General features: G+C 51.2%; 20 protein-coding genes. 6 read left to right on the forward strand and 14 right to left on the reverse strand.

The window, feature by feature from the left end:
- Positions 1–35: 35 nt before the first annotated feature.
- The 6 genes from atpH to ABD949_RS12295 form a co-directional block, all read right to left on the reverse strand.
- Positions 36–575, reverse strand: a complete 540-nt coding sequence (gene atpH, locus ABD949_RS12270) for an ATP synthase F1 subunit delta (RefSeq protein ID WP_345243848.1) — start codon at positions 573–575, stop codon at positions 36–38.
- Position 576: 1 nt separating this feature from the next.
- On the reverse strand, positions 577–1,071 hold the full coding sequence (locus ABD949_RS12275) for a F0F1 ATP synthase subunit B (RefSeq protein WP_345243850.1): 495 nt from the start codon (positions 1,069–1,071) through the stop codon (positions 577–579).
- A gap of 198 nt (positions 1,072–1,269) precedes the next feature.
- Positions 1,270–1,539, reverse strand: a complete 270-nt coding sequence (gene atpE, locus ABD949_RS12280) for an ATP synthase F0 subunit C (RefSeq protein ID WP_345243851.1) — start codon at positions 1,537–1,539, stop codon at positions 1,270–1,272.
- Positions 1,540–1,579: 40 nt separating this feature from the next.
- Positions 1,580–2,665 (reverse strand): F0F1 ATP synthase subunit A, encoded by a 1,086-nt coding sequence (atpB, locus tag ABD949_RS12285; RefSeq protein ID WP_345243852.1) that lies wholly within the window; start codon positions 2,663–2,665, stop codon positions 1,580–1,582.
- A gap of 19 nt (positions 2,666–2,684) precedes the next feature.
- Complete coding sequence (locus ABD949_RS12290) at positions 2,685–3,047, reverse strand: hypothetical protein (protein ID WP_345243853.1); 363 nt, start codon at positions 3,045–3,047, stop codon at positions 2,685–2,687.
- A 4-nt stretch (positions 3,048–3,051) separates the two neighbouring features.
- Positions 3,052–3,312 (reverse strand): AtpZ/AtpI family protein, encoded by a 261-nt coding sequence (locus tag ABD949_RS12295; protein WP_425576747.1) that lies wholly within the window; start codon positions 3,310–3,312, stop codon positions 3,052–3,054.
- A gap of 170 nt (positions 3,313–3,482) precedes the next feature.
- Between ABD949_RS12295 and porW the strand changes: the two genes are divergently transcribed.
- From porW to uvrC, 4 genes are all read left to right on the forward strand, one after another.
- A complete protein-coding gene (gene porW, locus ABD949_RS12300) occupies positions 3,483–5,723 on the forward strand; it encodes a type IX secretion system periplasmic lipoprotein PorW/SprE (protein ID WP_345243854.1) in 2,241 nt (746 codons plus the stop codon).
- Between the two features lie 94 nt (positions 5,724–5,817).
- Positions 5,818–8,163, forward strand: a complete 2,346-nt coding sequence (locus ABD949_RS12305; protein WP_345243856.1) for a penicillin-binding protein 1A — start codon at positions 5,818–5,820, stop codon at positions 8,161–8,163.
- 96 nt (positions 8,164–8,259) lie between these two features.
- A complete protein-coding gene (locus tag ABD949_RS12310) occupies positions 8,260–9,390 on the forward strand; it encodes a glycerate kinase (RefSeq protein WP_345243858.1) in 1,131 nt (376 codons plus the stop codon).
- A 39-nt stretch (positions 9,391–9,429) separates the two neighbouring features.
- On the forward strand, positions 9,430–11,244 hold the full coding sequence (gene uvrC / locus ABD949_RS12315) for an excinuclease ABC subunit UvrC (protein ID WP_345243859.1): 1,815 nt from the start codon (positions 9,430–9,432) through the stop codon (positions 11,242–11,244).
- A gap of 89 nt (positions 11,245–11,333) precedes the next feature.
- Here the strand turns inward: uvrC and porN are convergent, their stop codons facing one another.
- The 8 genes from porN to sucD all read right to left on the reverse strand — a co-directional run bounded on the left by porN (position 11,334) and on the right by sucD (position 20,567).
- Positions 11,334–12,401, reverse strand: a complete 1,068-nt coding sequence (porN, locus tag ABD949_RS12320; protein ID WP_345243861.1) for a type IX secretion system ring subunit PorN/GldN — start codon at positions 12,399–12,401, stop codon at positions 11,334–11,336.
- 62 nt (positions 12,402–12,463) lie between these two features.
- Positions 12,464–14,059: a type IX secretion system motor protein PorM/GldM gene (gene porM / locus ABD949_RS12325; protein ID WP_345243862.1), complete on the reverse strand. Its 1,596-nt coding sequence runs from the start codon at positions 14,057–14,059 to the stop codon at positions 12,464–12,466.
- 133 nt (positions 14,060–14,192) lie between these two features.
- Complete coding sequence (porL, locus tag ABD949_RS12330; protein WP_345243863.1) at positions 14,193–15,008, reverse strand: type IX secretion system motor protein PorL/GldL; 816 nt, start codon at positions 15,006–15,008, stop codon at positions 14,193–14,195.
- Between the two features lie 50 nt (positions 15,009–15,058).
- The gene (porK, locus tag ABD949_RS12335; RefSeq protein ID WP_345243865.1) at positions 15,059–16,162 is read right to left on the reverse strand and encodes a T9SS ring complex lipoprotein PorK/GldK; all 1,104 of its coding nucleotides are present in this window, start codon (positions 16,160–16,162) and stop codon (positions 15,059–15,061) included.
- Positions 16,163–16,424: 262 nt separating this feature from the next.
- Positions 16,425–17,384: a PorP/SprF family type IX secretion system membrane protein gene (locus ABD949_RS12340; protein WP_345243867.1), complete on the reverse strand. Its 960-nt coding sequence runs from the start codon at positions 17,382–17,384 to the stop codon at positions 16,425–16,427.
- 140 nt (positions 17,385–17,524) lie between these two features.
- Positions 17,525–18,310 (reverse strand): uroporphyrinogen-III synthase, encoded by a 786-nt coding sequence (locus tag ABD949_RS12345; protein ID WP_345243868.1) that lies wholly within the window; start codon positions 18,308–18,310, stop codon positions 17,525–17,527.
- 42 nt (positions 18,311–18,352) lie between these two features.
- On the reverse strand, positions 18,353–19,528 hold the full coding sequence (locus ABD949_RS12350; protein ID WP_345243870.1) for a DUF4271 domain-containing protein: 1,176 nt from the start codon (positions 19,526–19,528) through the stop codon (positions 18,353–18,355).
- Between the two features lie 160 nt (positions 19,529–19,688).
- Entirely contained in the window at positions 19,689–20,567 is an 879-nt protein-coding gene (gene sucD / locus ABD949_RS12355; RefSeq protein ID WP_345243872.1) for a succinate--CoA ligase subunit alpha, read from the reverse strand.
- Positions 20,568–20,780: 213 nt separating this feature from the next.
- On the opposite strand from sucD, the gene ABD949_RS12360 reads away from it, so the two are divergent.
- Together ABD949_RS12360 and ABD949_RS12365 are read left to right on the forward strand one after the other, a co-directional pair.
- A complete protein-coding gene (locus ABD949_RS12360) occupies positions 20,781–21,356 on the forward strand; it encodes a DUF6962 family protein (RefSeq protein WP_345243874.1) in 576 nt (191 codons plus the stop codon).
- A gap of 71 nt (positions 21,357–21,427) precedes the next feature.
- Complete coding sequence (locus tag ABD949_RS12365; RefSeq protein ID WP_345243876.1) at positions 21,428–22,525, forward strand: DNA topoisomerase IB; 1,098 nt, start codon at positions 21,428–21,430, stop codon at positions 22,523–22,525.
- Positions 22,526–22,530 lie beyond the last annotated feature (5 nt).

Below are 22,530 nucleotides of genomic sequence, written 5' to 3' on the forward strand. Positions count from 1 at the left end.
CAGCGACTTTCTTTTTGGCTGAAATAGAAACCGGCTTAGTGCATAAACTCCAGCCGGATCTCATTCAACTGGTGACGAATCGACGCATCGACCTGCCTGTCACCAATTCGGAGAATATACCCGCCAATCAGTTTAGGGTCAATCTTTTCCTCCAGTTGTACGGTTTTACCGGTAGTTTTTGCCACCATCTCCGTAAACTTCCGGCGCAACTCTTCTGTGAGCGGTACTGTCGTAACGACCTGAGCTTTCTGGATACCCTTTAATTCGTTATACAACCGGATAAATTCGTCAGCGATGGCATCGATGATCGACTCCCGGTGTTTACGGGTGATGATCTCAAAAATTGCCATCGTCATCGGGTTCAGGCGATTGGCGAAAATTGCCTTCAGCACGGCGTACTTCTTATCCTTCCGGACGATTGGGTTCTTAAACATCAGCAGTAACTGGCGATTTTGGGCCAGCGTCTGCCGGAAGAACTGCATATCTTTATGGATCTCTTCCGTCAGCCCTTTTTCTTTGGCTAAGTCGATCAGCGACTTGGCATAACGGAACGCTACCGATGATTCAGATGCCATTTTAATTCAGATTGGATTCGGCTACGAGATTTTGAACAAGCTGCTCCTGGGAAGATTTGTCCCTCAATTCTTTGCGAAGTACCTTCTCGGCGATGTCAAGGGACAGGGCGACCACTTCTTTCTTCACCTGCGCCATCATAGCCTGCCGTTCCGTCTGCATAGCTTCCCGAGCCTGCTCCAGCATCCGCTGTCCTTCGGCCTGTGCTTTTACCTGAGCGTCGGCCACCATTCTATCGGCAGTTTCTTTGGCTCCGCGCAGGATGGTATCCCGCTCAACACGAGCCTGCGCCAGTAACTTCTCATTATCTGACTTCAACTGCGCCATTTCGGTCCGCGTCTTCTCAGCCAGATCAAGGGCGCTCTGGATGTTGTCTTCCCGCTCTCTCAGACTTTGAGCGATGGGCTTCCAGGCAAATTTGGTAAGCACAAACAACAGAATCAGGAAAACAACTAACTGCCAGAATAAAAGACCAATATCCGGGGTAAGTAAGTCCATGGAGGTATAAAAATGATAAGTGTATGCTAAATCAGTTGATTCAATCTTTTGCTACTAGCCCACCCTCGCAGGCTGGGTTTGGATGGGCCCGTCAGCCGACTAATCCGGTCTGACGGGCGTTCTCCGATTTTTTGGGCTTCCCGGCCAGTGCCTAATGCAACCGACCAGCCCGTAACGTTTTACCGACTCATTTCCTGATTACAGGTTGAACGAGATCAGCAGACAGATTACCGCTGCAAACAGGGCCACGGCTTCGATAAGAGCCGCGATGATCAGCATGGCAGTCTGGATACGGCCAGCCGCTTCCGGCTGACGGGCGATACCTTCCATGGCACTACCACCGATACGGCCGATACCCAGACCAGCACCGATCGCTGCCAAACCCGCACCGATACCGGCGCCCATTACTGCCAGACCTACGCCGTTATCGGCCGCCTGCAACAAGATTGATAGCAACATTGCTAACATGATAAACAGATTTATTTAGGTGAAACAAAAGATTGCATTATTAATGATGCGGCTCCAGACCAGCTTCCAGGCCTGAACCGCCACCGTGGTGGTGCTCTTCAATGGCGCTGCCGATATACATCGACGTCAGCAGCGTAAAGATGAACGCCTGCAGGAACGCGACCAGTAATTCGATCAGGTTCATGAAAATCGTAAACGGCGTTACGATCAGACTGACGCCCCAGCCCGTGCCAGGTCCACCCAGGTTACGGGCAATAAAAATCAGGCCCAGCAAACTCAGGATGATAATGTGACCCGCCGTAATGTTGGCAAACAACCGGACCATCAGCGAGAAAGGCTTCATCAGAACGCCTACTATCTCTACCGGAATCATGATCGGCAGCAGTGCGATGGGTACCCCCGTTGGTTTAACAAGGTGCATCCAGTAATCTTTATTGGCGCTGAAATTGACAATCAACGCGGTGATGACTGCCAGGGAAAGGGTAATGGCAATGTTGCCGGTTACGTTGGCACCACCGGGCAGCAGACCCAGCAGGTTATTGACCAGGATAAAAAAGAACAGCGTGAGCAGATAAGGCAGGTACCGTTCGTATTTCGGACCCAGGTTCGGCCGGGCAATTTCGTCCCGCACAAATAGGATGATCGGCTCCAGGAACGACTGCAGGCCTTTCGGCGCGCGTCCCTTGTTTTTCTCATATCCGTTCCGGACCGAGAAGAACACCAGCAGCAGGATCAGCGCACTCAGCAGCAGCGACGCTACGTTCTTGGTAATCGAGAAATCGTAGACTTTTACGCTTTCATCAGCCTTACCATCGGTACCGGCGCGGTAGATGTGACCATGATCCTGGATGTACCCATTGTGCGCATTATCACCATGGAAATTGGCCGAAGAAAATACCTCCACACCCCGGTCCTGGGTATACAGAATAACCGGCAGCGGGATGATCAGGCCGTGAGCGAGTTCCCATTCGTGGGCGTCTTTAATGTGGTGCATAATCATCTCACCAACATTGAAATCTTTGCCTTCGGCGCCTTCTTCGTGGGGGTCTTCGGCCTGTACCGCAGCAAACGTGCTCATAACCAGGGCAGAAGCGAGGAGAAACTTATGAAACAACGAGCGAATCATATGAAATTGGGGTGCGGTCTTACAAATCGCGTCGCAAGTTACGACTCAAACCGTATATTTCAAAACCCGTGTAACATATATATAGTACAAGAAAGGTAACGACAAAGAGCTGTTTCTGCTCCACCTGCCGGTATAAGTAGAAGGCAACAAAGGCAATACTGAGCAACAGCCGCACTACGATAGATGCCATGTAAAACTGGACGAATTTCTCGCGTTTGTTCTGAAAACCAGTCTCCATCAGCCGGTGCAGCAGGAACGAAACACTCAGAAAAAAGAGAAGGATTATCTTCCAGGCCGGATGCACCCACCGGGCCTGCATAAAATATTCGGCTGCGAAAAATACAATTGCCAGGACCGCCGTAAACAGGACACTTCGCCACATAGGGTCAGGGCTGTTTGGGTAGTTGGCGGATAAACAGATACAGCGATGCACCGATGGAGGTAAGCGACAGGATGATGGTCCAGATCGGATTTTCATTACCCTGCCATTCGTCCAGCTTCATTCCGCCCCAGACACCCAGGCCAATGGTACCAAGCATCTGAAAGGCGATACTGCTGTAACGGGCGTACATCGACGTTTTGTCGCGGGCATCATCAAACTTATCTTTATAGTTTTTATTCTCCTGATTACTAGGTTCCTCAGCCATGCAACGAAGGGATTATCTGGTAGTTTTCCGTAAAAATCACTAATTTAGCATAATTTCAATACGGGATGCCGGGCCAAAAACGTTTATGTTAAGGCGTTGCGAAGGTACTGCCCCAGCGGTAGGTTACCAAGCCGTAGCGGCACAATCCATCCGAACCAATGCGAGGTACAATGAATAAACGGGCAGGCCAAATGCTGGCGATGGCACTAGTCATGGCAGGCGTCTGCAATGGCTTGCTCTCCTGTTCGCAATACAGTAACAAGCCCATCAGTAAAGCTTATCATAACCTGACGGCCCATTATAATGCCTACGTTATTGCCAGGGACCGGCTGAAGGAAGCAGAAACGATCCTCTTTAAAACCCGGCAGGAAAATTACAACCAGATTCTCCCAATCTATCTGCCCCTTGATTCCACGGTCAGCCAACCAGTGAAAGCCCAGCTGGATGACGCTATCAAGAAAGCCTCAATGATCGCGGAGCGGCACCAGAACAGCAAATGGCTCGACGACGGCTTTGTCATCATTGGTAAAGCCCGGCTCCATAAGCAGCAGCTTGATGACGCCATGGAGGTATTCAAATACGTCAATACCCGAGGCACCGATGAAAACGATAAACACCAGGCCCTGATTGGTCTGATGCGAGCTTATGTCGAGACCGGCGATTACGGAAACGGTCTGAACGTGGCCGAATACCTGCGGGCGCAGCCGCTTACCAAAGCCAATACCCGCGACTATTACCTGACCAAAGCCTACCTCCATCAGAAGAAAGGCGAATACGCTGTGGCTGCGGCCATCCTGGACGCTACCTTCCCGATGCTGAAGAAAGGCGAAAGCACCGCCCGGCTCCACCTGATTGCGGGTCAGCTCTACGATGTAATCGGACAATCCGCTAAAGCCTCGGAGCATTTTGCCTCCGTACTGCAATCCCGGCCTACTTACGACCAGTCGTTCTACGCCAATATCTACCTGGTGCAAAGTCAGGGCCTGACCAGCGACGGCAAACGGGCCGCTCAGGCAACGAATACGTTTAACCGAATGCTGGAAGACCGCAAAAACGCCGACTTACAGGATAAGATTTATTACACAATGGGCCTGGTGGAAGCCCGTCGGGGGAATTACGACAAGGCCGTTGACTACTACCGCAAGTCGATCCAGACGACTACCACCAACACCGCCCAGATCCCCTATACCTACCTGGAACTGGGAAAGTTGTATTTTGAGCATAAGAATGACTACGTCCGGGCGCGAATGTATTACGACAGCAGCCTGGCGCTGCTACCGGCGCAGGCTCCGCAATTTGCCGAGGTTGCCAACCGGAAGAAGGTGCTGGACGAGTATGTCGACTATTACACGACCATTCAGACACAGGACAGCCTTCAGCGCCTGGCCCAGATGAATCCGGCTGCCCTGGATAAATTCCTCGATAACGTCATTGCCCAGCGCGAGCAGCAAAGTCGCACGCAGGCCGCCCTGGCCCAACAGGCGGCCAACCGTCCGTCGAATGCCAACAACGCGCTGGCCACCACGTCCGATCTGCAACCGAATGAGCGGTGGTATCTGTACAATCCGGTGCGGCTCTCGCAGGGCCGTCAGGAGTTTACGCAGCGCTGGGGTAATCGGCCGCTGGAAGACAACTGGCGCCGGAGTACTAAAGAAGCATCAGCAGCCCTGGCTGGTGATAATAACCCCCTCACGGGTGCAAATCCCGCCAATGCGGTTAACCCAGTTCCGGCTATAACGGCCAATCCCGCCACCGATGGAGTCGCCGGAGGACAGGGCGCGGCTGCCAGAACACAGCGAGATGCCTTATACGCGCAGATTCCGCTCACGCGGGAAGCGATGGAGCAATCGAAGTTCCGAATGGAAAACGCGTACTATGGCTTGGGAAAACTCTACAAGTTTCAACTAAACCAGCCGGCCGACGCCATCAGCACGTTTGAGCAGATGCTGACCCGCTTCCCGAATTCAGGCTACAAACCCGAAGTGTATTACCTGCTTCACCTGTCCAATGAACAGGCTGGCCGGACATCAGGCTGGAAAGAAAAACTGCTGGCCGAGTTCCCGAATTCATCGTACGCCCGGCTGGCGGGTCGCTCGGCGGAGGGTACCCCATCGGCTAATTCGGAGATAAAGGCGCAGCAGGTGTATACCGATGCGTACGCGCAGTACAAAGCCGGAAATTATCCGGAATCGCTTTCGCAGGTTCAGAGCGCCCTGGCTACCTTTGCCGGTAGCCATGTAGAAGATAAGTTGGCGCTGTTGCGCGTAATGCTGATTGGCCGCGTAGACGGTGCTGATGCGTACCGGCAGGCGCTGTCGGAGTTTATTCGTGATTACCCGGCCAGTTCGCTGGTGCCTCATGTAAAGGAGTTGCAGGCGGCCGCCGACGGGCCAACCGCCAAGCGGAGATAAGCCGAAAAAACGTTTTTGTATACGAAGCGGTAAACACGGCCGGCTGCTTACCGGCGGCCAAACGGTTACCCAACTATAAACTTGATCGTAAAGAATGATTCAACTACAGCCTGGTCTGTACCGGAATGTCATCCGAAGTCTCTGGAGAGTTACCCTGGTTGCTATTACCCTGCTAATTTTTTATGTGGTGGCTGTCAGTTACAACTTTTTGTACCTGTTTGGCGGCATGCCGAGCCTGAAAGCCCTCGAAAACCCCCAAAGTGAATTAGCCTCGGAAGTCTACACCGAAGACGGACAGCTCTTGGGAAAGTATTACCTGGAAAACCGGACGCCGGTGGAAATTACGCAGGTATCGCCCAACGTCATCTCTGCCCTGATTGCCACCGAAGATGCCCGGTTTGTGAAGCATTCCGGCATCGACCCCCGCTCGGTGTTCCGGGCGGCTTTTGGTTTTATGCTGGGCAGCAGTGGTTCCGGGGGTGGAAGTACCCTGACGCAGCAGGTAGCCAAAAACCTGTTCGAAACCCGTAGCGAGAAGTACAGGGGTGTCCTTGGCAATATTCCATTGATACGGACCGTCATTGCCAAAACGAAGGAGTGGATTCTGTCGGTCCAGCTTGAACGCAACTACACCAAACAGGAAATCATGATGATGTACCTAAACACGGTGTCGTTTGGCAACAACACATTCGGTATTAAGACAGCAGCTAAAACCTACTTTAACAAAGAACCCTGGAAACTGGATATTGAAGAAGCTGCCCTGCTGGTAGGGATGCTGCAAAATCCGTCTAGGTTTAACCCGCGACTGTATGAAGAGCGGGCCCTGCAACGCCGTAACGTAGTGCTGGGCCAGATGCGCAAATACAAGTTTCTCAACGACGAGCAGTTTGCACTCTTCCGGCAGAAGCCCATCAAGCTGGATTTCAGCATTGAAAACCATAATACGGGTATGGCGGCTTACTTCCGGGCGGTTATCAAGGATGATCTGATCAAGTGGGTGGATGAATACAACGAGAACAACCCGAACGCCGAATTGGACCTCAACACCAGTGGACTGAAAATCTATACCACGATCGACTCCCGTCTGCAGGCCTACGCCGAGGCTGCGGTGATGGAACACATGCGGACGCAACAGCGCCTGTTTTACGAGCATTGGCGCGGCCGCAATCCATGGGTATTCAAAGACAAAAACGGCAACTGGAAAGAACTACCGAATTTTATTGAGCAGGTAGCCCGCCGGACCCCCCGGTATGCGCAACTGAAGAAAGAGTTTGGCAAGGATGAACAGGCTATCTGGCGGGAGATGCGAAAGCGTAACAAAATGAAAGTATTTGTTTACGGGGGCCCGCGTAATGAGAAAGATACGACCATGAGCTCTCTGGACTCAATCCGGTACTATAAGCGTTTGCTGAGTACTGGATTTTTGTCGATGGACCCCAACACCGGCTATGTGAAGGCCTGGGTAGGTGGTGTAAACTTCAAGCACATGAAGTTTGACCACGTTCGTCAGGGACGCCGGCAGCCCGGCTCTACCTTTAAGCCATTCCTGTACCTGGCCGCATTGGATAAGAACTTTATGACCCCCTGTGACCGCCTGACCGACCAACCGGTTACCTTCGCGCATGGGGAGGATAATAACGGCGGCCCATCCTGGACTCCCCAAAACTCAACCGGTCGATATAGCTACCGGGATTTGTCATTGAGGGAGGCTTTAGGGCAGTCTATTAACTCCATTAGTGCGCAGTTGATCAAGAAGACAAAGGCCCGGTCCGTTGTTGAATACGCTCGTAAATTAGGTATCGAAAGCGACCTGCCGGAGAACCCGACGCTAAGCCTGGGAACGGGTGAAGTTTCCGTCTATGAAATGGTAGCGGCCTACTGTGCTTTTGTCAACGGCGGGCATCGGGTAAAACCGCTGACGATTCTGCGCATCACCGACAAGAACGGAAACATCCTGAAAACCTTTTCGCTGGAAGCCAATCAGGTCATCAGCGCCGATAAGGCTTACGAAATGCTGTATCTGATGCGTGGTGCGGTCGAAGAAGGTAATGGCACAGCCGCCCGGCTCCGCTTTATGTATAAACTCCTGGAAGGCGGTAACCAGATTGCGGCCAAAACGGGCACTACCTCAAGCTACTCCGATGGCTGGTTTATGGGTATGACCCAACACCTGGTATCGGGTCTGTGGGTCGGTGGCGATGATCGCAGTATCCACTTCCGGAGCATCGAGTTTGGTCAGGGAGCCCGCCTGGCCATGCCGGCCTGGGCGCTGTACATGAAGAAGGTGTACGCCGATCCCAGTCTGCCACGTTATAAACCGGAGCCTTTCCGCAAACCCAACAATTTTCAGATTGATTGCGGAGGCTACTACATCGATTCAACCCAAAAATATACGCCACCTAAGGTGGTGCCGACGGAAGAAGAGGAAATTTTAAACTAGTAGGCTGTACTCAGTAGGCAGTTGGCAGATTGGGTTGAGCTAACCTCTTTGTTTGCCTATTGCTAACTGCACACTGCCTACTGCACACTGCCCACTATGAAACTCCTCCTCGCTCCCGATAAATTTCGTGGCTCCCTGACCGCCCGGCAGGTATGCGATGCTATGACCGAAGGCATCCGGCTGGTTAAGCCTGACGCAGAAATAGTAGCGCTACCACTAGCCGACGGTGGAGAAGGAACGGCTGAGGTACTGACCGACGCGACAAACGGCCACTGGCATACCGTTCCGGTGCTTGATCCGCTCGGCCGGAGTATTCAGGCTGGGTTCGGTGTTTCGGCCGATGGGCAAACGGCGTTCGTTGAAATGGCGCAGGCGTCGGGCTTAAGACTGCTGGACCGGTCTGAGTACAACCCGATGCAGACCAGTACATTCGGTACGGGGCAGCTGATTCAGCAGGCGGTGGCGATGGGTGTCCAACATATCGTGCTGGGTATCGGCGGCAGCGCGACAAATGACGCGGGCATCGGGCTGGCCGCAGCGCTGGGATGGCAATTCCTCGATCAGCATGGACAAACGCTTACTCCTTGCGGTGCTGCTTTACAGCAGATTCGATCCATTAAAGCACCCATATCGTCTCTCTTACCCGACAATTTGACGGTGTCGGTCGCCTGCGATGTCACCAATCCGCTATACGGGCCTAATGGAGCAGCCGCCATCTATGGACCGCAAAAAGGGGCATCTCCGGCAATCGTAGCTGAGTTGGATGCCGGTCTGCACCACTTCGCGGAGGTAATAAAGCAGCAGTTTGGCACAGACCTGGCGCAGGTCCCCGGCGCCGGCGCTGCGGGAGGCTTAGGGGCCGGCGCCTTATTTTTCCTGAATGCTGAACTGAAAGAAGGTGTTCGCCTGATCATGCACGAGGTACAGTTTGACCAGCATCTCGCCGGCTCCCACCTGGTGCTGACCGGTGAGGGAAAAACCGACCGGCAAACGCTTCAGGGTAAACTGCTGAAAGGCATAGCCGACCGGGCCAACGCATCTGGTATACCCGTGGTAGCTTTGTGCGGTACGCTGGAACTAACACCCGAGGAAGTGGCCGCCACCGGGCTGACAGCCGCTTTTTCTATCCTGAACCGGCCTCAACTGCTGGATGAGGCCCTTCAGCATGCCTACACCGATGTACGACAGGCAACCTTTCACATCTGCCGCTTGTTTTTACAACGGTAACCTGCCCAGCTACTCGTTTCTGGTAGTTACTAGCCGCTTATGTCTGAAGCATTCGACTATAAAAAGGAATTAGCCAAATTACCCGAAGAACCCGGCGTTTACCGGTACTTCAGTGCCGAGGGAGAAGTTATTTACGTCGGTAAAGCCAAAAACCTGAAAAACCGGGTTAGCAGCTACTTTACCAAATCCAGTCAGCACGACCGAAAAACGCTGCGGCTGGTCAGCCAGATCCGTAAGATTGAGTTCACCATTGTGCACACCGAGTTCGACGCGCTGCTGCTGGAGAACCAGCTCATTAAACGCTATCAGCCAAAGTACAACATTCTGCTGCGCGACGATAAAACCTACCCGTTTATCTGTGTTACCAACGAACGTTTTCCCAGGGTAATCACCACCCGACGCATCGATCGCAAGATGGGAACATTCTACGGCCCTTTCGCCAACCTGAGGCCAATGTATACAGTGCTGGAGATGTTCAGCCAACTGTTTACTATCCGCACCTGCAACTATAACCTGAGCCCGGAGAATGTTGAAGCCGGCAAGTTTAAAGTTTGTCTGGAATACCATATCGGCAACTGCAAAGGCCCCTGCGAAGCCCGGCAATCAGAAGAAGACTATAATAAGGATATTGAACAGGTGCACTCCATTTTGAAAGGACACCTGGGACCGGTACAGAATTACTTTAAAGGCAAAATGGTAGAGGCTGCCCAGGAACTGGCCTTTGAGCAGGCCCAGCAGTATAAAGAGAAGCTTGATGTGCTGCAGCGCTTCCAGAGCAAATCAACGGTCGTTAATCCCAAGATCGCCGATGCTGATGTCTTTACCATCGCGTCGGATGAATCGGCGGCTTATATCAATTTCATGAAGGTGGTCAACGGCACCATTATTCAAACCCATACTGTAGAAGTAAAAAAGAAGTTGGATGAAACTGATGCCGACCTGTTGGCCATGCTGATTATTGAGTTCCGGGAGCAGTACGGCAGCGACGCCAGGGAGATTATTACCAATATCCCGCTTGATATGGATCTGAAGGCGGAAATCACGCTGCCCCAGATTGGTGATAAGAAGAAACTGCTGGATATGTCGATGAAAAACGTGCTGTACTTTCGACGCGAACGGGCTGAGCAAGCTAACGCCGAGGCTACTGCCAACGCCAGTAAAAAAGACCGGGTGCTGATCCGGCTCAAGCAGGATCTCCAGTTGAAGAATATTCCCCGCCGGATCGAGTGTTTTGATAACTCAAATATTCAGGGCACGAATCCGGTCTCGGCGATGGTCTGCTTTATTGATGGCAAACCGTCCAACAAAGACTATCGCCATTTCTCGATCAAAACCGTTATCGGACCAAATGATTTTGCCAGCATGCATGAGGTAGTTACCCGCCGGTACACACGCGTTCTGGAAGAAAACTCAGATCTGCCTGATCTAATCGTGATCGATGGCGGTAAAGGGCAACTTAGTGCCGCCTGTGATGCGCTGAAAGAACTAGACCTATACGGCAAAATCCCTATCATCGGCATTGCTAAGCGGCTAGAGGAAATTTACTTTCCAGAGGATAGTTTGCCGCTGTATATCGACAAAAAATCAGAGTCCCTCAAATTAATCCAGCGTATCCGCGACGAAGCACACCGCTTTGCTATTACCTACCACCGCGATAAACGAAGCCGCAACAGCCTGATTAGCGAACTGGAAAACATTGAAGGCATTGGTAAGGTGACAGCCACTAAATTGCTAAAGTACTTTAAAGGGGTCAGAAAGATCCGCGAAGCGCCGTTGGAAGAAATAGCCGAAGTGGTCGGCAGCGACAAGGCTCAGAAGATCAAGCAATACTTTGAAACGCTTGCCGCTCTATAAGCATTCGTTGTAAAACAGACTATCGGCGGCAAATTGATTATAAATAAAAAAGGCAGCTTTAGGCTGCCTTTTTTATTTATTTTATGCTGTTAGTATTCCCACAGGCCATGCTCCATCTCCATCAGATCATGTTCAATCTGATAAGAACGAAGCAACCCTTCTTTGTCGCCAAACATCCCAATCAGGTCTCTGTCTTCAGGGTTGGATACTTTCGTAATCCGGCCGTAGAACAACCGCAGGTCAAAAGCATCAGCCAGGTTTCTGTGCTGTGCCTGGTTCTGCGGGTTATACCAGATAAACTTCTTCGGGTCGCTGCGGAACAGTTTTTCCAGATCCTTGTATTTAAAAGAAGCAACCGGAACTTCCAGACCAGCTGGGTTCTTGTCAGCAGGCAGATACAGCGTTACGGTCTGGACATCATACACTAGCCGTGAACGCTTGCGATCAAAAATCCAGTCTTCCTTGATTTCCAGAATATTCAGGTCACGGGCAAAATACTCATCACCCTGAATAGCAGGAGCCTTAGCTACTGTATCTACTTTAGGCTGCTCAACCGGTTGGGTCGTCTTGGCACCCTTTTTACCTTTAGCGTTCTTGGCAGTTGCCGTCGACTTTTTAGGTGCCGGAGTTCCCCAGCCGTCATCTACCGGACCTGTGGTAGCCTTCTTCAATGAAGGTGTACCCCAACCGTCATCAACGGGCGGTTTTTTAGCTGCATTCTTATCCTTCGGTGCGTCGCCCCAACCATCATTGGCTTTGGCACCTTCCTGACCAAAACCAGCCGCGATTTCTTCCGCCGACAGACCACCACCCGTATTAGGCATGATGATTTTCTGCTGGAATTTCTCCGGCGTCATTTTGGTCTTCACCGAATCATTTTCGTAAGCATCCAGCAGACCCGCTTTCACGGCTTCCATCAGATACTTCGATAATTCATTATTCTTCGAAAACATCGATTGATTCTGCTTCTCCTTCAGGTCGATCCGACGCCAAAGAGTCTTCTTCATCATGATGTCCTGATCGTTGATCGGCCGAACCGACAGATCGTTCGCGCTACTGGTAGGCTTCTCCTGCGCCATCACACTCCCACCGGCCATAGCCAGCAACGCAGCGGCTACGGCACCTACAGAAAACCGCAATGTTTTCGTCTGCTTCATTGTCAATTCAGTCTCTTTATTCGTGCAATGTATTAACGAATCTGTTGCCTGTTTAGTGCAACTTAGTTCAATGGAATGTTAACAATCGGACGGCCCATCGGCACATCACTGATTTCACCCCGGAAGTTGCGACGCTGTACACCTTCAATCTCCACTACATAGCGGTCACCTGGCTGGGCTTCGGCAGCTAAGCTTCCCAAAGAGCCTCCACCGGAACCTAACGTAACGGGGTTACCCACCCGCCGTGAACCACGGGCCAGAGAGACCGTAACGCTGGATACCCGGAAGTTGGCATCATCCGGTGAGTAGTTGCGGAAACTTTCGTCGGCGATCGCCTGTACCCGAACACTACGGACGGCAGACGCCGGCATACCCCGGCGCTCATCTATTTTAGAGCCACCAGCATAGACTTCCAGCGTCGGCCGTGGTACGCGGTTTACACGGAAGCGCTCGGTACCTAACAGGTTTCCACCGTTGCTGATATTCAACGCTACCTGAGCAGAGCTCGGCACAATAGTAATTTTGCCCCGCTCACCGCCCGATAAAACATCAGCGCCATTAGCCGAAAAGTTTGGGTTCCACAAAGCGCCTAACTGCGGGCTCTGAATACTCAACTTGTTGGCACAGCCCAGGTATAACGGCGGCATTGTTCCGGTTTCGATCTGGTAAGACGGCTTAGCCACAAAGTACTCCTGCTGCAGCGGTACCGTTTTAACCTCACCATTTGGCGCCTGGTACGAGATAGAGCCTGTCAGCACCCGACGTGCCAGACCGTTCTTATCATAAGCGCCACCCTGTGCGGTAAACTCAATAAGACCACGTCCATCCTGCACCCGCACGGCCCCACCGTTCAGGCTCATCCGGGGAGTAACCCCTGATGATGAAGCCGCCAAGAACATTTCACCTTTTACTTTTGTCCCGGCAACAACGACCTTTGACTCCATGCTCAGCATGGCCATAATCTTGTCGAACTTAACGTCCTGCGCACCTACTTTAGACGCCAAAACATCAAGCACTTCACCTTCCATCCGGCGAATGTCCATCTGCCGCTGGCTCAATACGGCCAACGCAGCCGGAACCGGCGTCTGCGCAAAGTTCAATTCGGCAAAGTCCTTGTTACGCTGCTCCGGAGCCCGACTAGCGATGGGGTCATCCTTCGCGTCCAGCGCCAACGGCGTAAACTTAGCGGTAGAATACTTTGATAACTGCTCAACGTACTGGTTAAGCTTGTTTTTCATCTCGTACGCTACGCCATTTTTGTTGCCACCGATCATAATGATGGCTACTTTATCTTCTTCGTTCGGGTTTTTGATATTACCCTGTTCGTCGAGACCGCCACCAGCTTCGGTAATGAGCCGCTGTTTTACGGCATCAATTTCGCTGACAACGCCTGAGGTTAACTGACGAACTTCTTCGGCTTGTTTAACAATTGCGAGGTCAGCTGCCCGGTTTCCGGACTTCTCAACTGTACCTTTAATGTTTTGTAAGGTGGCCTGGTTTACCCGGTTAGCGGCCCCCGTAGACGTCTCCAAACTATTGTTGAGCAGGATGAATTTCTCCAGCAAAGCCGAGCTGACCTGCAAGGCCAGCATCGCGGTCAATACCAGATACATCATCCCGATCATTTTCTGACGGGGTGTCTCTTTTGCGCCTGCCATAAATTATGGTACTTGTTACTTTTTAAGGTAGTTTCAGAATTATTTCAGATTTCAAGTTTCAGGTTTCATGTCCGGATTAGCCTACTAGCCCAACCCTGGAACATGAAACTTGAAACCTGAAGCAAATAGAAGATTACTGTCCACGCATGGCAGTCAGCATGCTGCCGTATACGTTGTTCAGAGAAGCCAGATTGCTGGTCAGTTTGGCCATTTCATTCTTGAACTGCTGCGCGTCACGGCTGGCATCGGCCATATTTTCCATCGCGGTTGTCAGGTTTCCGTAGAACGCATTCATGGCCTTCAGGTGCTTATTGGTATCCTGAAGCTCCAGTTCGTACACGGCGTTCAGCGCACCCATGCTCTGAGTAACCTTCTGGAACTGGGTCCGGTAATCTTTGGCATCCGTGGTTGCATCAGCCATCGAGGTCATTGCCGTAATAGCCACACCATACGACTTGTTCATGTCATTGATAGACTGAGCAGCCGTCTTTACATTGCGGGCGTACTCATTGGTAGCTACAGTAGCATCGGTAATATCATTCATCTTGGCAACTGTATCACTCAGGCTCCGGAAGCCGGTACCCAGGCGCTCAAAAATATCCGGCGTTACTTTCGCATCGGCCAGCATTTTATCCAGCCCGACCGTCAGGCCGTTGCTCTGACCGTTAGCCTTGGCACGTGAAGGCAGTTCGCCCTGATAATCGTCGGCCAGTTCAGGGTATACACGGGACCAGTCCGGCTCTCGTTGAGCAGGCTGGGCAAAGGTTTGAAGAGCATAAAGGGCAAAAATGGCAGCCTCAACCATAAGACCAATGGTTAACATGGTTCCACCACCTTCCCAGTGTTGTATTTTAAAAAGAGCGCCTAATACAACGACAGCCGCTCCTAAGCTATACGCAGTTGGCAAAAATTTGTCAAAGAAAAAACTTGAACCGTTACTCTTAGCCATGTTACAAAAATTGAATTGGGATGTATTGAATTGTATTTTAGATTAAGTTACTAGCGACGCTTAGCGTTAGTCCGAACGCCCCGGTTGCGGGCAGATGCTGTCCGGCCCTCCAGGTTATCCATCACACACCGGAAACCAATGTAAGAGCGCTTCTGATTTTCGTACTCGTAGTAACGCGTACCGGTTTCCAGATAGTAAGCAATATCTTTCCAGGATCCACCACGCACCACTTTACGCGGCTCATCGGGATTCTGGTTATCCGGGTTCATATCCCAAACAATGGCATTTGAGTTTTCGGCAAAGGCATCGCGGCACCACTCAGCTACGTTACCTGCCATGTTATACAGACCATAATCGTTTGGATTGTAGGCATTGGCCGGGGCCGTATACGGATAGCCATCGGCGTCGAAGTTACCCCGCTGTGGTTTGAAGTTAGCCAGGTAACAGCCCTTGCCGTTGGCTACATAGGGATTACCCCACGGGTATTTGGCACCAGGCTTACCACCACGGGCAGCCCACTCCCACTCGGCTTCCGACGGCAACCGGAAACGGGGTGACAGCACCATACTTTCTTTGGTCCGGTAGTCATTATACAGATTCGTACGCCATTGGCAGAAGTGCTGGGCCGATTGCCAGCTGACGCCTACAACCGGATAGCTATCAAATGCCGGGTGAGCAAAGTAATACTCCAGCATCGGGTCACCATTGTGGTAGGTAAAGTCATTTTTCCACACGGTGGTATCCGGATAATACTTGGCAATGATTTCCTCCTCACCCATCACTGACACCGAATCAGCCATCAGGGCATTCACGTACTGCCGGTACTCATGGTTGGTAATTTCCGTATCGTCCATATAGAACGAACTGATGGTTACCCGGCGGTTCATGTTGATCTGAGTGGCCGCCACATCTTCGTCGGCCTGACCCATGATAAATGAACCCGAAGGAACCAGCACCATACCATACGGTGTCGTTTGCTTATAGCCTTTTCGGGCCGTAGCGGTAAGTTCACCATTGGTAATTCCCACATCACCACCTTTTCCTTTACCGCCACCAAACTTGGACTTCAAAAACCCGCAACCCTGCATGAGCAGAACCGTAGCCGCGACCAATAACACACGAGTTGCGTAAATAGTATAACCGTTGTACTTCATAATTGTAGTGTACATTAAGAACCTGTGCAAGACCAGTCTAAAAACGAAAATCCGTTGGGTTATTGTATGATTACTTTTTTTTTGGTTAAAAACGTAACAAGGCCATTCAAAAGTATGCGTTCGCCGACTACGGTTGCTTAGTTTTGACGAGTTAGTATCCCCAAAAATACAACGTTATCTGCAAACTGCCTAACAATAAGGCAGCCAAATTGTTAAGCGCATAAAATCACTTCTAAGTAGCCTTCTGTTTTTTAATTGTTTATTAATACCGGAAACGAGGAGTACGAATAATCGGCTTCCGGCGGGGGTCCGGTGCCGGTAACGAATAGCTAAGCAGAACCTCGTGAGACGTCGGACTTTTCACATCCTGACCGCCAACGGTAAAATCAAACGCATACCCAAAACGTAACGCGTTGTTTCGCAGCATACTAAGCCCTATGGTTGCAATCAGCGCGTCCTGCTGGCGATACGACAGGCCGGCCCAGTAGCGGTTTTCGTAGGTAGCAATTACGCTTCCCTCAACCGATACGGTATTCAGGTCGGTCTTCACCAGCAGCGAGGGTTGTACATCCAGGTCGTAGCCGATGCCCAGCCGGTACCCACCGGTCAGGTAAGCGGTACGGACCTGCGGATTAGTACCCCGCTCGGTGCCCAGCCGGTATCCGGCCTGATTGATATGCATCATACTAACGCCAAACCAATAGTCTGTCGTATTATAATAAACGCCGGCTCCCAGATCTGGCTGCGTCTCGGCAATCCGGCCGGTTTGAATCAGCGGATCACCACCTTCACGCGGCCGTAGCCGCCCATAGTCAATTGCCTTACTGTATACCCCACCCTGAACACCCAGCGACAGCGTCCCGTTTTTCAGCGCCATCCGGTACGCATACGACACCTGCAATGCCTGATTGGTCATCGGGCCGAGCCGGTCGTTCATTACGTAGAGGCCCACTCCGCTCTTGATGCGTGCCAGGGGCATGTTAAAGGAAAACAACTGCGTACTCGGTGACCCGCCATCGTCGAAGGTAGGCTGATACCCCGCCCACTGCGTCCGGTGCATGAGCTGAAAGCGCGTGACGCCTTCGGAGCCGGCTGCGGCCGGGTTGTAGTACAGCGGGTTGAACATATACATACTAAACTGAGGATCCTGCTGCCCAAAAGCAGCGCGGCCCGTCAGAAGTACGAACAGAAAAAACGCAGAACAGTAAAGCTTACAAATCATATGGAGCCGAAGCGAATGGTGCTAGTCGTATTTTTTTTTGCCTTGGCCGGCATTTTATCAAGTAAACGCCGGATATGCAAAATTATTGAGACAAAAAAAGAGGCTGGACGTCACGCCCAGCCTCTACATAACCTGTCCGTTCAAAGATTGTTGGCTTTTTTGATGTACAGCTCCAGCGCCCCCGTCATGGACGGTGCGTTGGGTAACGGAGCCTGAATATCAAGGATTAACCCGCCATCGGTAACCGCTTTGGCCGTCGTTGGCCCAAAAGCCGCGATCCGGATCCCGTTCTGCTTAAAATCCGGAAAGTTGTTGAACAACGATGTCACTCCCGACGGGCTGAAAAAAGCGATAATGTCGAAATTATGAATAGTCAGATCAGATACATCTGACGAAACCGTTTCGTACATCACTGCTTCGGTAAAATGCAATCCACTGGTGTCCATAAATTCCGGAATATCATTGCGCCGGATATTGGAACATGGAAACAGAAACTTCTCATTCTTATGCTTTTTGATCAGATCAAATAATTCCGAAGCTGTTTTAGTTCCCGAAAAAATCTTCCGTTTCCGAATCACAATATACTTCTGCAGGTAATTGGCGGTTTGCTCAGAAATACAGAAATATTTCATATCAGCCGGCACCTCAATGCGGGCTTCCTGACAAATGCGAAAGAAATGGTCGATGGCATTCCGGCTGGTGAAAATAATTGCCGTATGATCGAGAATATTGACTTTTTGCTTACGGAAATCTTTAAACGATACGCCGTCGATCTGGATAAAAGGTCGGAACTCGATAGTTAGATTGTACTTACTGGCTAAGTCGAAGTAGGGAGAATTTACGTCGGCCGGTCTGGACTGGGAAATCAGGATATTGGAAACTTTGGTCATCCGCTCCTGCGCATTCTGCGTGCTTGTTTCGTTCATTGAATAAACCTCGTTTAAGGGTCGAAGCTGAACCCGGTTGCCTTACAGCGCGAACCGTACACCGATTATCAGCGGGATCAATTCAATGATGCAAAGGTACGAAAATAAATAGAGATTTTTAATGGAAGTTACATTTGTGATAACCAGATACAGCAGGGCAAGCCGGGTCAGGTAGAATGTAACAAACGGAATCATCAGGTAGGCATTGAGCCAGGAAATGTCAGGCACATTGTAAGTAATGATGGTCAGCAGAAGGACAATGGCGGTAAAGAATAAAAGTGATGATTGTAAAGCCTTGAAATAGTGAATATTAGTGATTCCTTCCAGACGATACAGATTCCCCAGCGCATAAAGCACGAAATATTTACTGAGCAATAAAGCAAAAGCAACCGCACTAATCAGGAAGAAATCGGCAATAAGTTCAGGCAGTTGCTGGCCCGCTAACAACAGCGACCGCGACGAAAAAAGATTGATATTACGGCTCTGCACAAACATCACCAGAAAAGCCGAAACAAAGCTGAGATTCAGCAGAAACAGCATAGTAATCCGGCTCAACGGCTTATTGATCAGAAAGGTTTCTTCCCTGACCCGCAGCGAGAGCAGATCCCGAAGGCTGTAAAAACGCAGGAACGCCCGCCGGTTAAAACTATACAAAAAGGCGTGGGTGGCCAGTAAAAAAACCAGACATAAGCCGAAAAAATCATCGTAAACGGATGAAGGTCGTGGACGGATATTCAGTCCCTCATCGCTGAGCACGACCGGATTTTCCGTCGCCGATTTGGGGTAACCGAGGAAGAGTTGCTTGCCCTCAATACCGGGCGATCCGTAAATAGTCAGAAATATCTCCGGCTGGTGATAAATCTGATAGAGACTATCAATGTTGAGAACCTGCCACTGATTAGCTGGCAGCTTGCGCTTGAGTGCCGCGTTAATAAAAAGATAGGCGTCTTGCTGAGCAGACAGCAGAATACTATAGTTCCGGTTGCTCTCCAGATCAATAAATACACTGGTTGCCGGTATGGTGCTATGCTGCTCGTTCAGAAAAGGTACATAGGTTTTAAACGACTCATCGTACACCAGGTAATCGTCGCGGAAGTCGTAGACCGGATAGAAGCTTCGGTCGGGGCCGATACCCTCCTGCGTCTGTGCCAGCAAAGACGGTGTGAGGCCAACCCAGGCCAGTACGATAATCCAGAAAATTTTTACTCCAGCAGGCATACGAAAAAGCCGGAACGAACACACCGTTCCGGCTATCACAAAATTATATAAAACTTCGAAAAGTCTCCCCGATTCCAGCCACTACCCAGTTTCTCTGCCCGATCAAACCTGGGTCAGACCGCCGTTTCAACCAGGGTGGCAAAACCGGCTCCACATTGATTTATGCCTGGCCCAGCGCCTTCAGCATGGTTTCACCGATCAGCGCCGGCGATTCGACGACGTGAATACCGCACTCGCGCATAATGGCCATCTTAGCCGCAGCGGTATCATCGGCTCCGCCGATAATAGCACCGGCATGGCCCATCCGGCGACCTTTCGGAGCAGTCTGACCAGCAATGAACCCGACGACCGGCTTTTTATTACCATTCTCTTTAATCCAGCGGGCGGCTTCTGCTTCCATCCCACCACCAATTTCGCCGATCATGACAATACCTTCCGTTTCAGGGTCACTCATCAGCAGTTCAACGGCCTCACGGGTAGTCGTACCAATAATGGGGTCACCACCGATACCGATAGCCGTAGTCTGACCCAGACCGGCTTTGCTCAGCTGGTCAACGGCTTCGTAGGTCAACGTACCGGATTTTGAAACGATACCAATTGTACCTTTCTTGAAAATAAAGCCGGGCATGATGCCTACTTTACACTCTTCGGCGGTCATGACACCGGGGCAGTTGGGGCCGATCAGGCGGACATCTCTACCCTGCAGGTAATTCTTCACGGCCACCATATCCTTGGTTGGAATACCTTCTGTAATGCAGACGATCACCCGAATACCGGCGTCGGCAGCTTCCATAATCGCATCTCCGGCAAAAGCGGGGGGTACAAATATGATGGATACATCGGCCCCGGTTTGCTCCACAGCATCACGAACGGTGTTGAAAACCGGTCGGTCGAGATGCGTCTGACCACCTTTTCCGGGCGTTACCCCGCCGACTACATTGGTACCGTATTCCAGCATCTGCTGCGCGTGGAAGCTCCCCTCGGAGCCGGTAAATCCCTGAACTATGACCTTTGAGTTGCGATTGACTAAAACACTCATGACAGTTGGTAGATCGTTGGCGATAATTCTTCGCTGAAGAAGGATATTGTAAAACTGGCGTAAAAGTAGAGCGAAACTGCCAAAGTACAAAAGTATTATCCGGACTTGCGCACCAACCGGGGATCGTATTTGGTTATAACTATTGTTGGTCGCCTGTCATATAGTATAGCGTTCCGGCGGTTTTCTTTTACTGGTAAAACCCTAACTGAAGAAATGATTTTTTCCCATGTTTTGTCTGAAGCGGTCCTGGCCGGTACCGGTTTCGGCGTTTTCTGGCATTATTATCAGCGCATGGCCCGGTATAACCGACTCCTGTGGGGCTTCTTCTTACTGACGATTTCGCTGGCTGCCGTGGCCGGTCTGTTGTGGTTTGCCGGTTACCATCCCATCGAACAAATTTATCATTCCCTGATTACCCTGGCCGGAAGCCTGGGGATTGTCAGCGTCGTGACGGCGGTATGGGCGTTGCTTAATAACCTCACCGTTGGCGTCCTTAGCTTTGCCATAACCCTGATTCTGGGCCTGGTCCTTTTTATTGTGCTGCGCCTGCCGCCAATCAGCGATTTTGCGCCTGTGGTTACGGCCCTGTCTATCCTGATTGTCATGCTGATGGCGGTTTATGGCCTGATGCGACGAGATCCCCGCTCTGTCTGGATTATTTTTGCCGTCATGCTGATGGGCCTGTCCACCAAAGCGCCCTCGTTCTACCGATACATCCATCCTACCGATTTTTACCATTATACGGTAGCCCTGTCGCTGCTTTGTTTTGGGAAGGCCGCCGAGATGTAGAGAGTTTAAAACCTCCGCCTGGCATAACCAGTTATTAGCAGGTCAACGTATGACTTGCTTTTTATTTTTATATGGATTTACTGGAACTGGCCAGCGACCCGGTGAAGGCGGCAAAGGCTGTTAAACTGGTTTATGTGAACGATATCATGCCCGGCATCAGTCGCCGGCAGGAAAGGGACCGCTTTGTTTATCTGGATAGAGAGGGCCAGGAAATAGACGATGAAGAAACACTGGCCCGCATCCGGAAGATGGCCCTGCCGCCAGCCTGGACCAACGTATGGATCTGTGCCAAACCAAACGGCCACCTGCAGGCCACGGGCACCGATACAAAAGGCCGGAAGCAATACCGCTACCATGCCGACTGGAACGCGATCCGCAGTGAAACCAAGTTCTTTCGCATGATCTCCTTCGGCGAAAAACTACCGCTACTCCGCACCCGTATTGTAAAAGACCTGAAGCAACGTGAACTGACCCGCGACAAGGTAATTGCCATTGCATTAAGCGTGATGGAGCAGACACTGATCCGGGTAGGAAATGCGGCCTACGAAAAAGAATACGGATCGTACGGCCTGACTACCCTGAAAGACCGGCACGTAAAGACCGAGGGCAGCGCCATGCGCTTTGCGTTTAAAGGAAAGAAAGGTATCTACCACGATATAACCTTGGAAGACCGCCGGCTGGCTAAACTCGTGAAGGCCTGCCGCGACATACCCGGCCGTGAACTCTTTCAGTATTATGACGAAGACGGGGAGCGCCGGAGCCTAGACTCCGGCATGGTAAACGAATACCTGAAGGAAACCATGGGCGAGGATTTCTCGGCAAAGGACTTTCGGACCTGGGCGGGCACCGTTAACGCGCTGCGGCTGCTGGTCGACCTTGAACCCTGTGATACGGAGAAAGAATTAAAGAAGAACGTTAATTCGGTATTGGATGAGGTATCGCACCGGCTGGGCAATACCCGCACCATCTGCCGGAAGCACTATGTTCACCCCCAGATTCTGGAAGCGTATGAATGTCAGGATCTGAACCCCTACATCCGCAACAAAAACCGCTACCGGCAGACGAGCGCTCATGGCCTTGATGGTACGGAAAAACTACTCCTGCAATTCCTGAAAGACCAAGTAAAAAAAGTGGTAAAATCACCGGCTGTTCGCAAAGCAGCCGCGTAAGTGAA

Source organism: Nibrella saemangeumensis, assembly GCF_039541915.1.
GTDB lineage: Bacteria > Bacteroidota > Bacteroidia > Cytophagales > Spirosomataceae > Nibrella > Nibrella saemangeumensis.

Excerpts from the sequence above, each read along its gene's own strand:
- atpH (WP_345243848.1), bottom strand. The coding sequence starts at position 575 with ATGGCATCTGAATCATCGGTAGCGTTCCGTTATGCCAAGTCGCTGATC.
- ABD949_RS12275 (WP_345243850.1), bottom strand. The coding sequence starts at position 1,071 with ATGGACTTACTTACCCCGGATATTGGTCTTTTATTCTGGCAGTTAGTT.
- atpE (WP_345243851.1), bottom strand. The coding sequence starts at position 1,539 with ATGTTAGCAATGTTGCTATCAATCTTGTTGCAGGCGGCCGATAACGGC.
- atpB (WP_345243852.1), bottom strand. The coding sequence starts at position 2,665 with ATGATTCGCTCGTTGTTTCATAAGTTTCTCCTCGCTTCTGCCCTGGTT.
- ABD949_RS12290 (WP_345243853.1), bottom strand. The coding sequence starts at position 3,047 with ATGTGGCGAAGTGTCCTGTTTACGGCGGTCCTGGCAATTGTATTTTTC.
- ABD949_RS12295 (WP_425576747.1), bottom strand. The coding sequence starts at position 3,312 with ATGGCTGAGGAACCTAGTAATCAGGAGAATAAAAACTATAAAGATAAG.
- porW (WP_345243854.1), top strand. The coding sequence starts at position 3,483 with ATGAATAAACGGGCAGGCCAAATGCTGGCGATGGCACTAGTCATGGCA.
- ABD949_RS12305 (WP_345243856.1), top strand. The coding sequence starts at position 5,818 with ATGATTCAACTACAGCCTGGTCTGTACCGGAATGTCATCCGAAGTCTC.
- ABD949_RS12310 (WP_345243858.1), top strand. The coding sequence starts at position 8,260 with ATGAAACTCCTCCTCGCTCCCGATAAATTTCGTGGCTCCCTGACCGCC.
- uvrC (WP_345243859.1), top strand. The coding sequence starts at position 9,430 with ATGTCTGAAGCATTCGACTATAAAAAGGAATTAGCCAAATTACCCGAA.
- porN (WP_345243861.1), bottom strand. The coding sequence starts at position 12,401 with ATGAAGCAGACGAAAACATTGCGGTTTTCTGTAGGTGCCGTAGCCGCT.
- porM (WP_345243862.1), bottom strand. The coding sequence starts at position 14,059 with ATGGCAGGCGCAAAAGAGACACCCCGTCAGAAAATGATCGGGATGATG.
- porL (WP_345243863.1), bottom strand. The coding sequence starts at position 15,008 with ATGGCTAAGAGTAACGGTTCAAGTTTTTTCTTTGACAAATTTTTGCCA.
- porK (WP_345243865.1), bottom strand. The coding sequence starts at position 16,162 with ATGAAGTACAACGGTTATACTATTTACGCAACTCGTGTGTTATTGGTC.
- ABD949_RS12340 (WP_345243867.1), bottom strand. The coding sequence starts at position 17,384 with ATGATTTGTAAGCTTTACTGTTCTGCGTTTTTTCTGTTCGTACTTCTG.
- ABD949_RS12345 (WP_345243868.1), bottom strand. The coding sequence starts at position 18,310 with ATGAACGAAACAAGCACGCAGAATGCGCAGGAGCGGATGACCAAAGTT.
- ABD949_RS12350 (WP_345243870.1), bottom strand. The coding sequence starts at position 19,528 with ATGCCTGCTGGAGTAAAAATTTTCTGGATTATCGTACTGGCCTGGGTT.
- sucD (WP_345243872.1), bottom strand. The coding sequence starts at position 20,567 with ATGAGTGTTTTAGTCAATCGCAACTCAAAGGTCATAGTTCAGGGATTT.
- ABD949_RS12360 (WP_345243874.1), top strand. The coding sequence starts at position 20,781 with ATGATTTTTTCCCATGTTTTGTCTGAAGCGGTCCTGGCCGGTACCGGT.
- ABD949_RS12365 (WP_345243876.1), top strand. The coding sequence starts at position 21,428 with ATGGATTTACTGGAACTGGCCAGCGACCCGGTGAAGGCGGCAAAGGCT.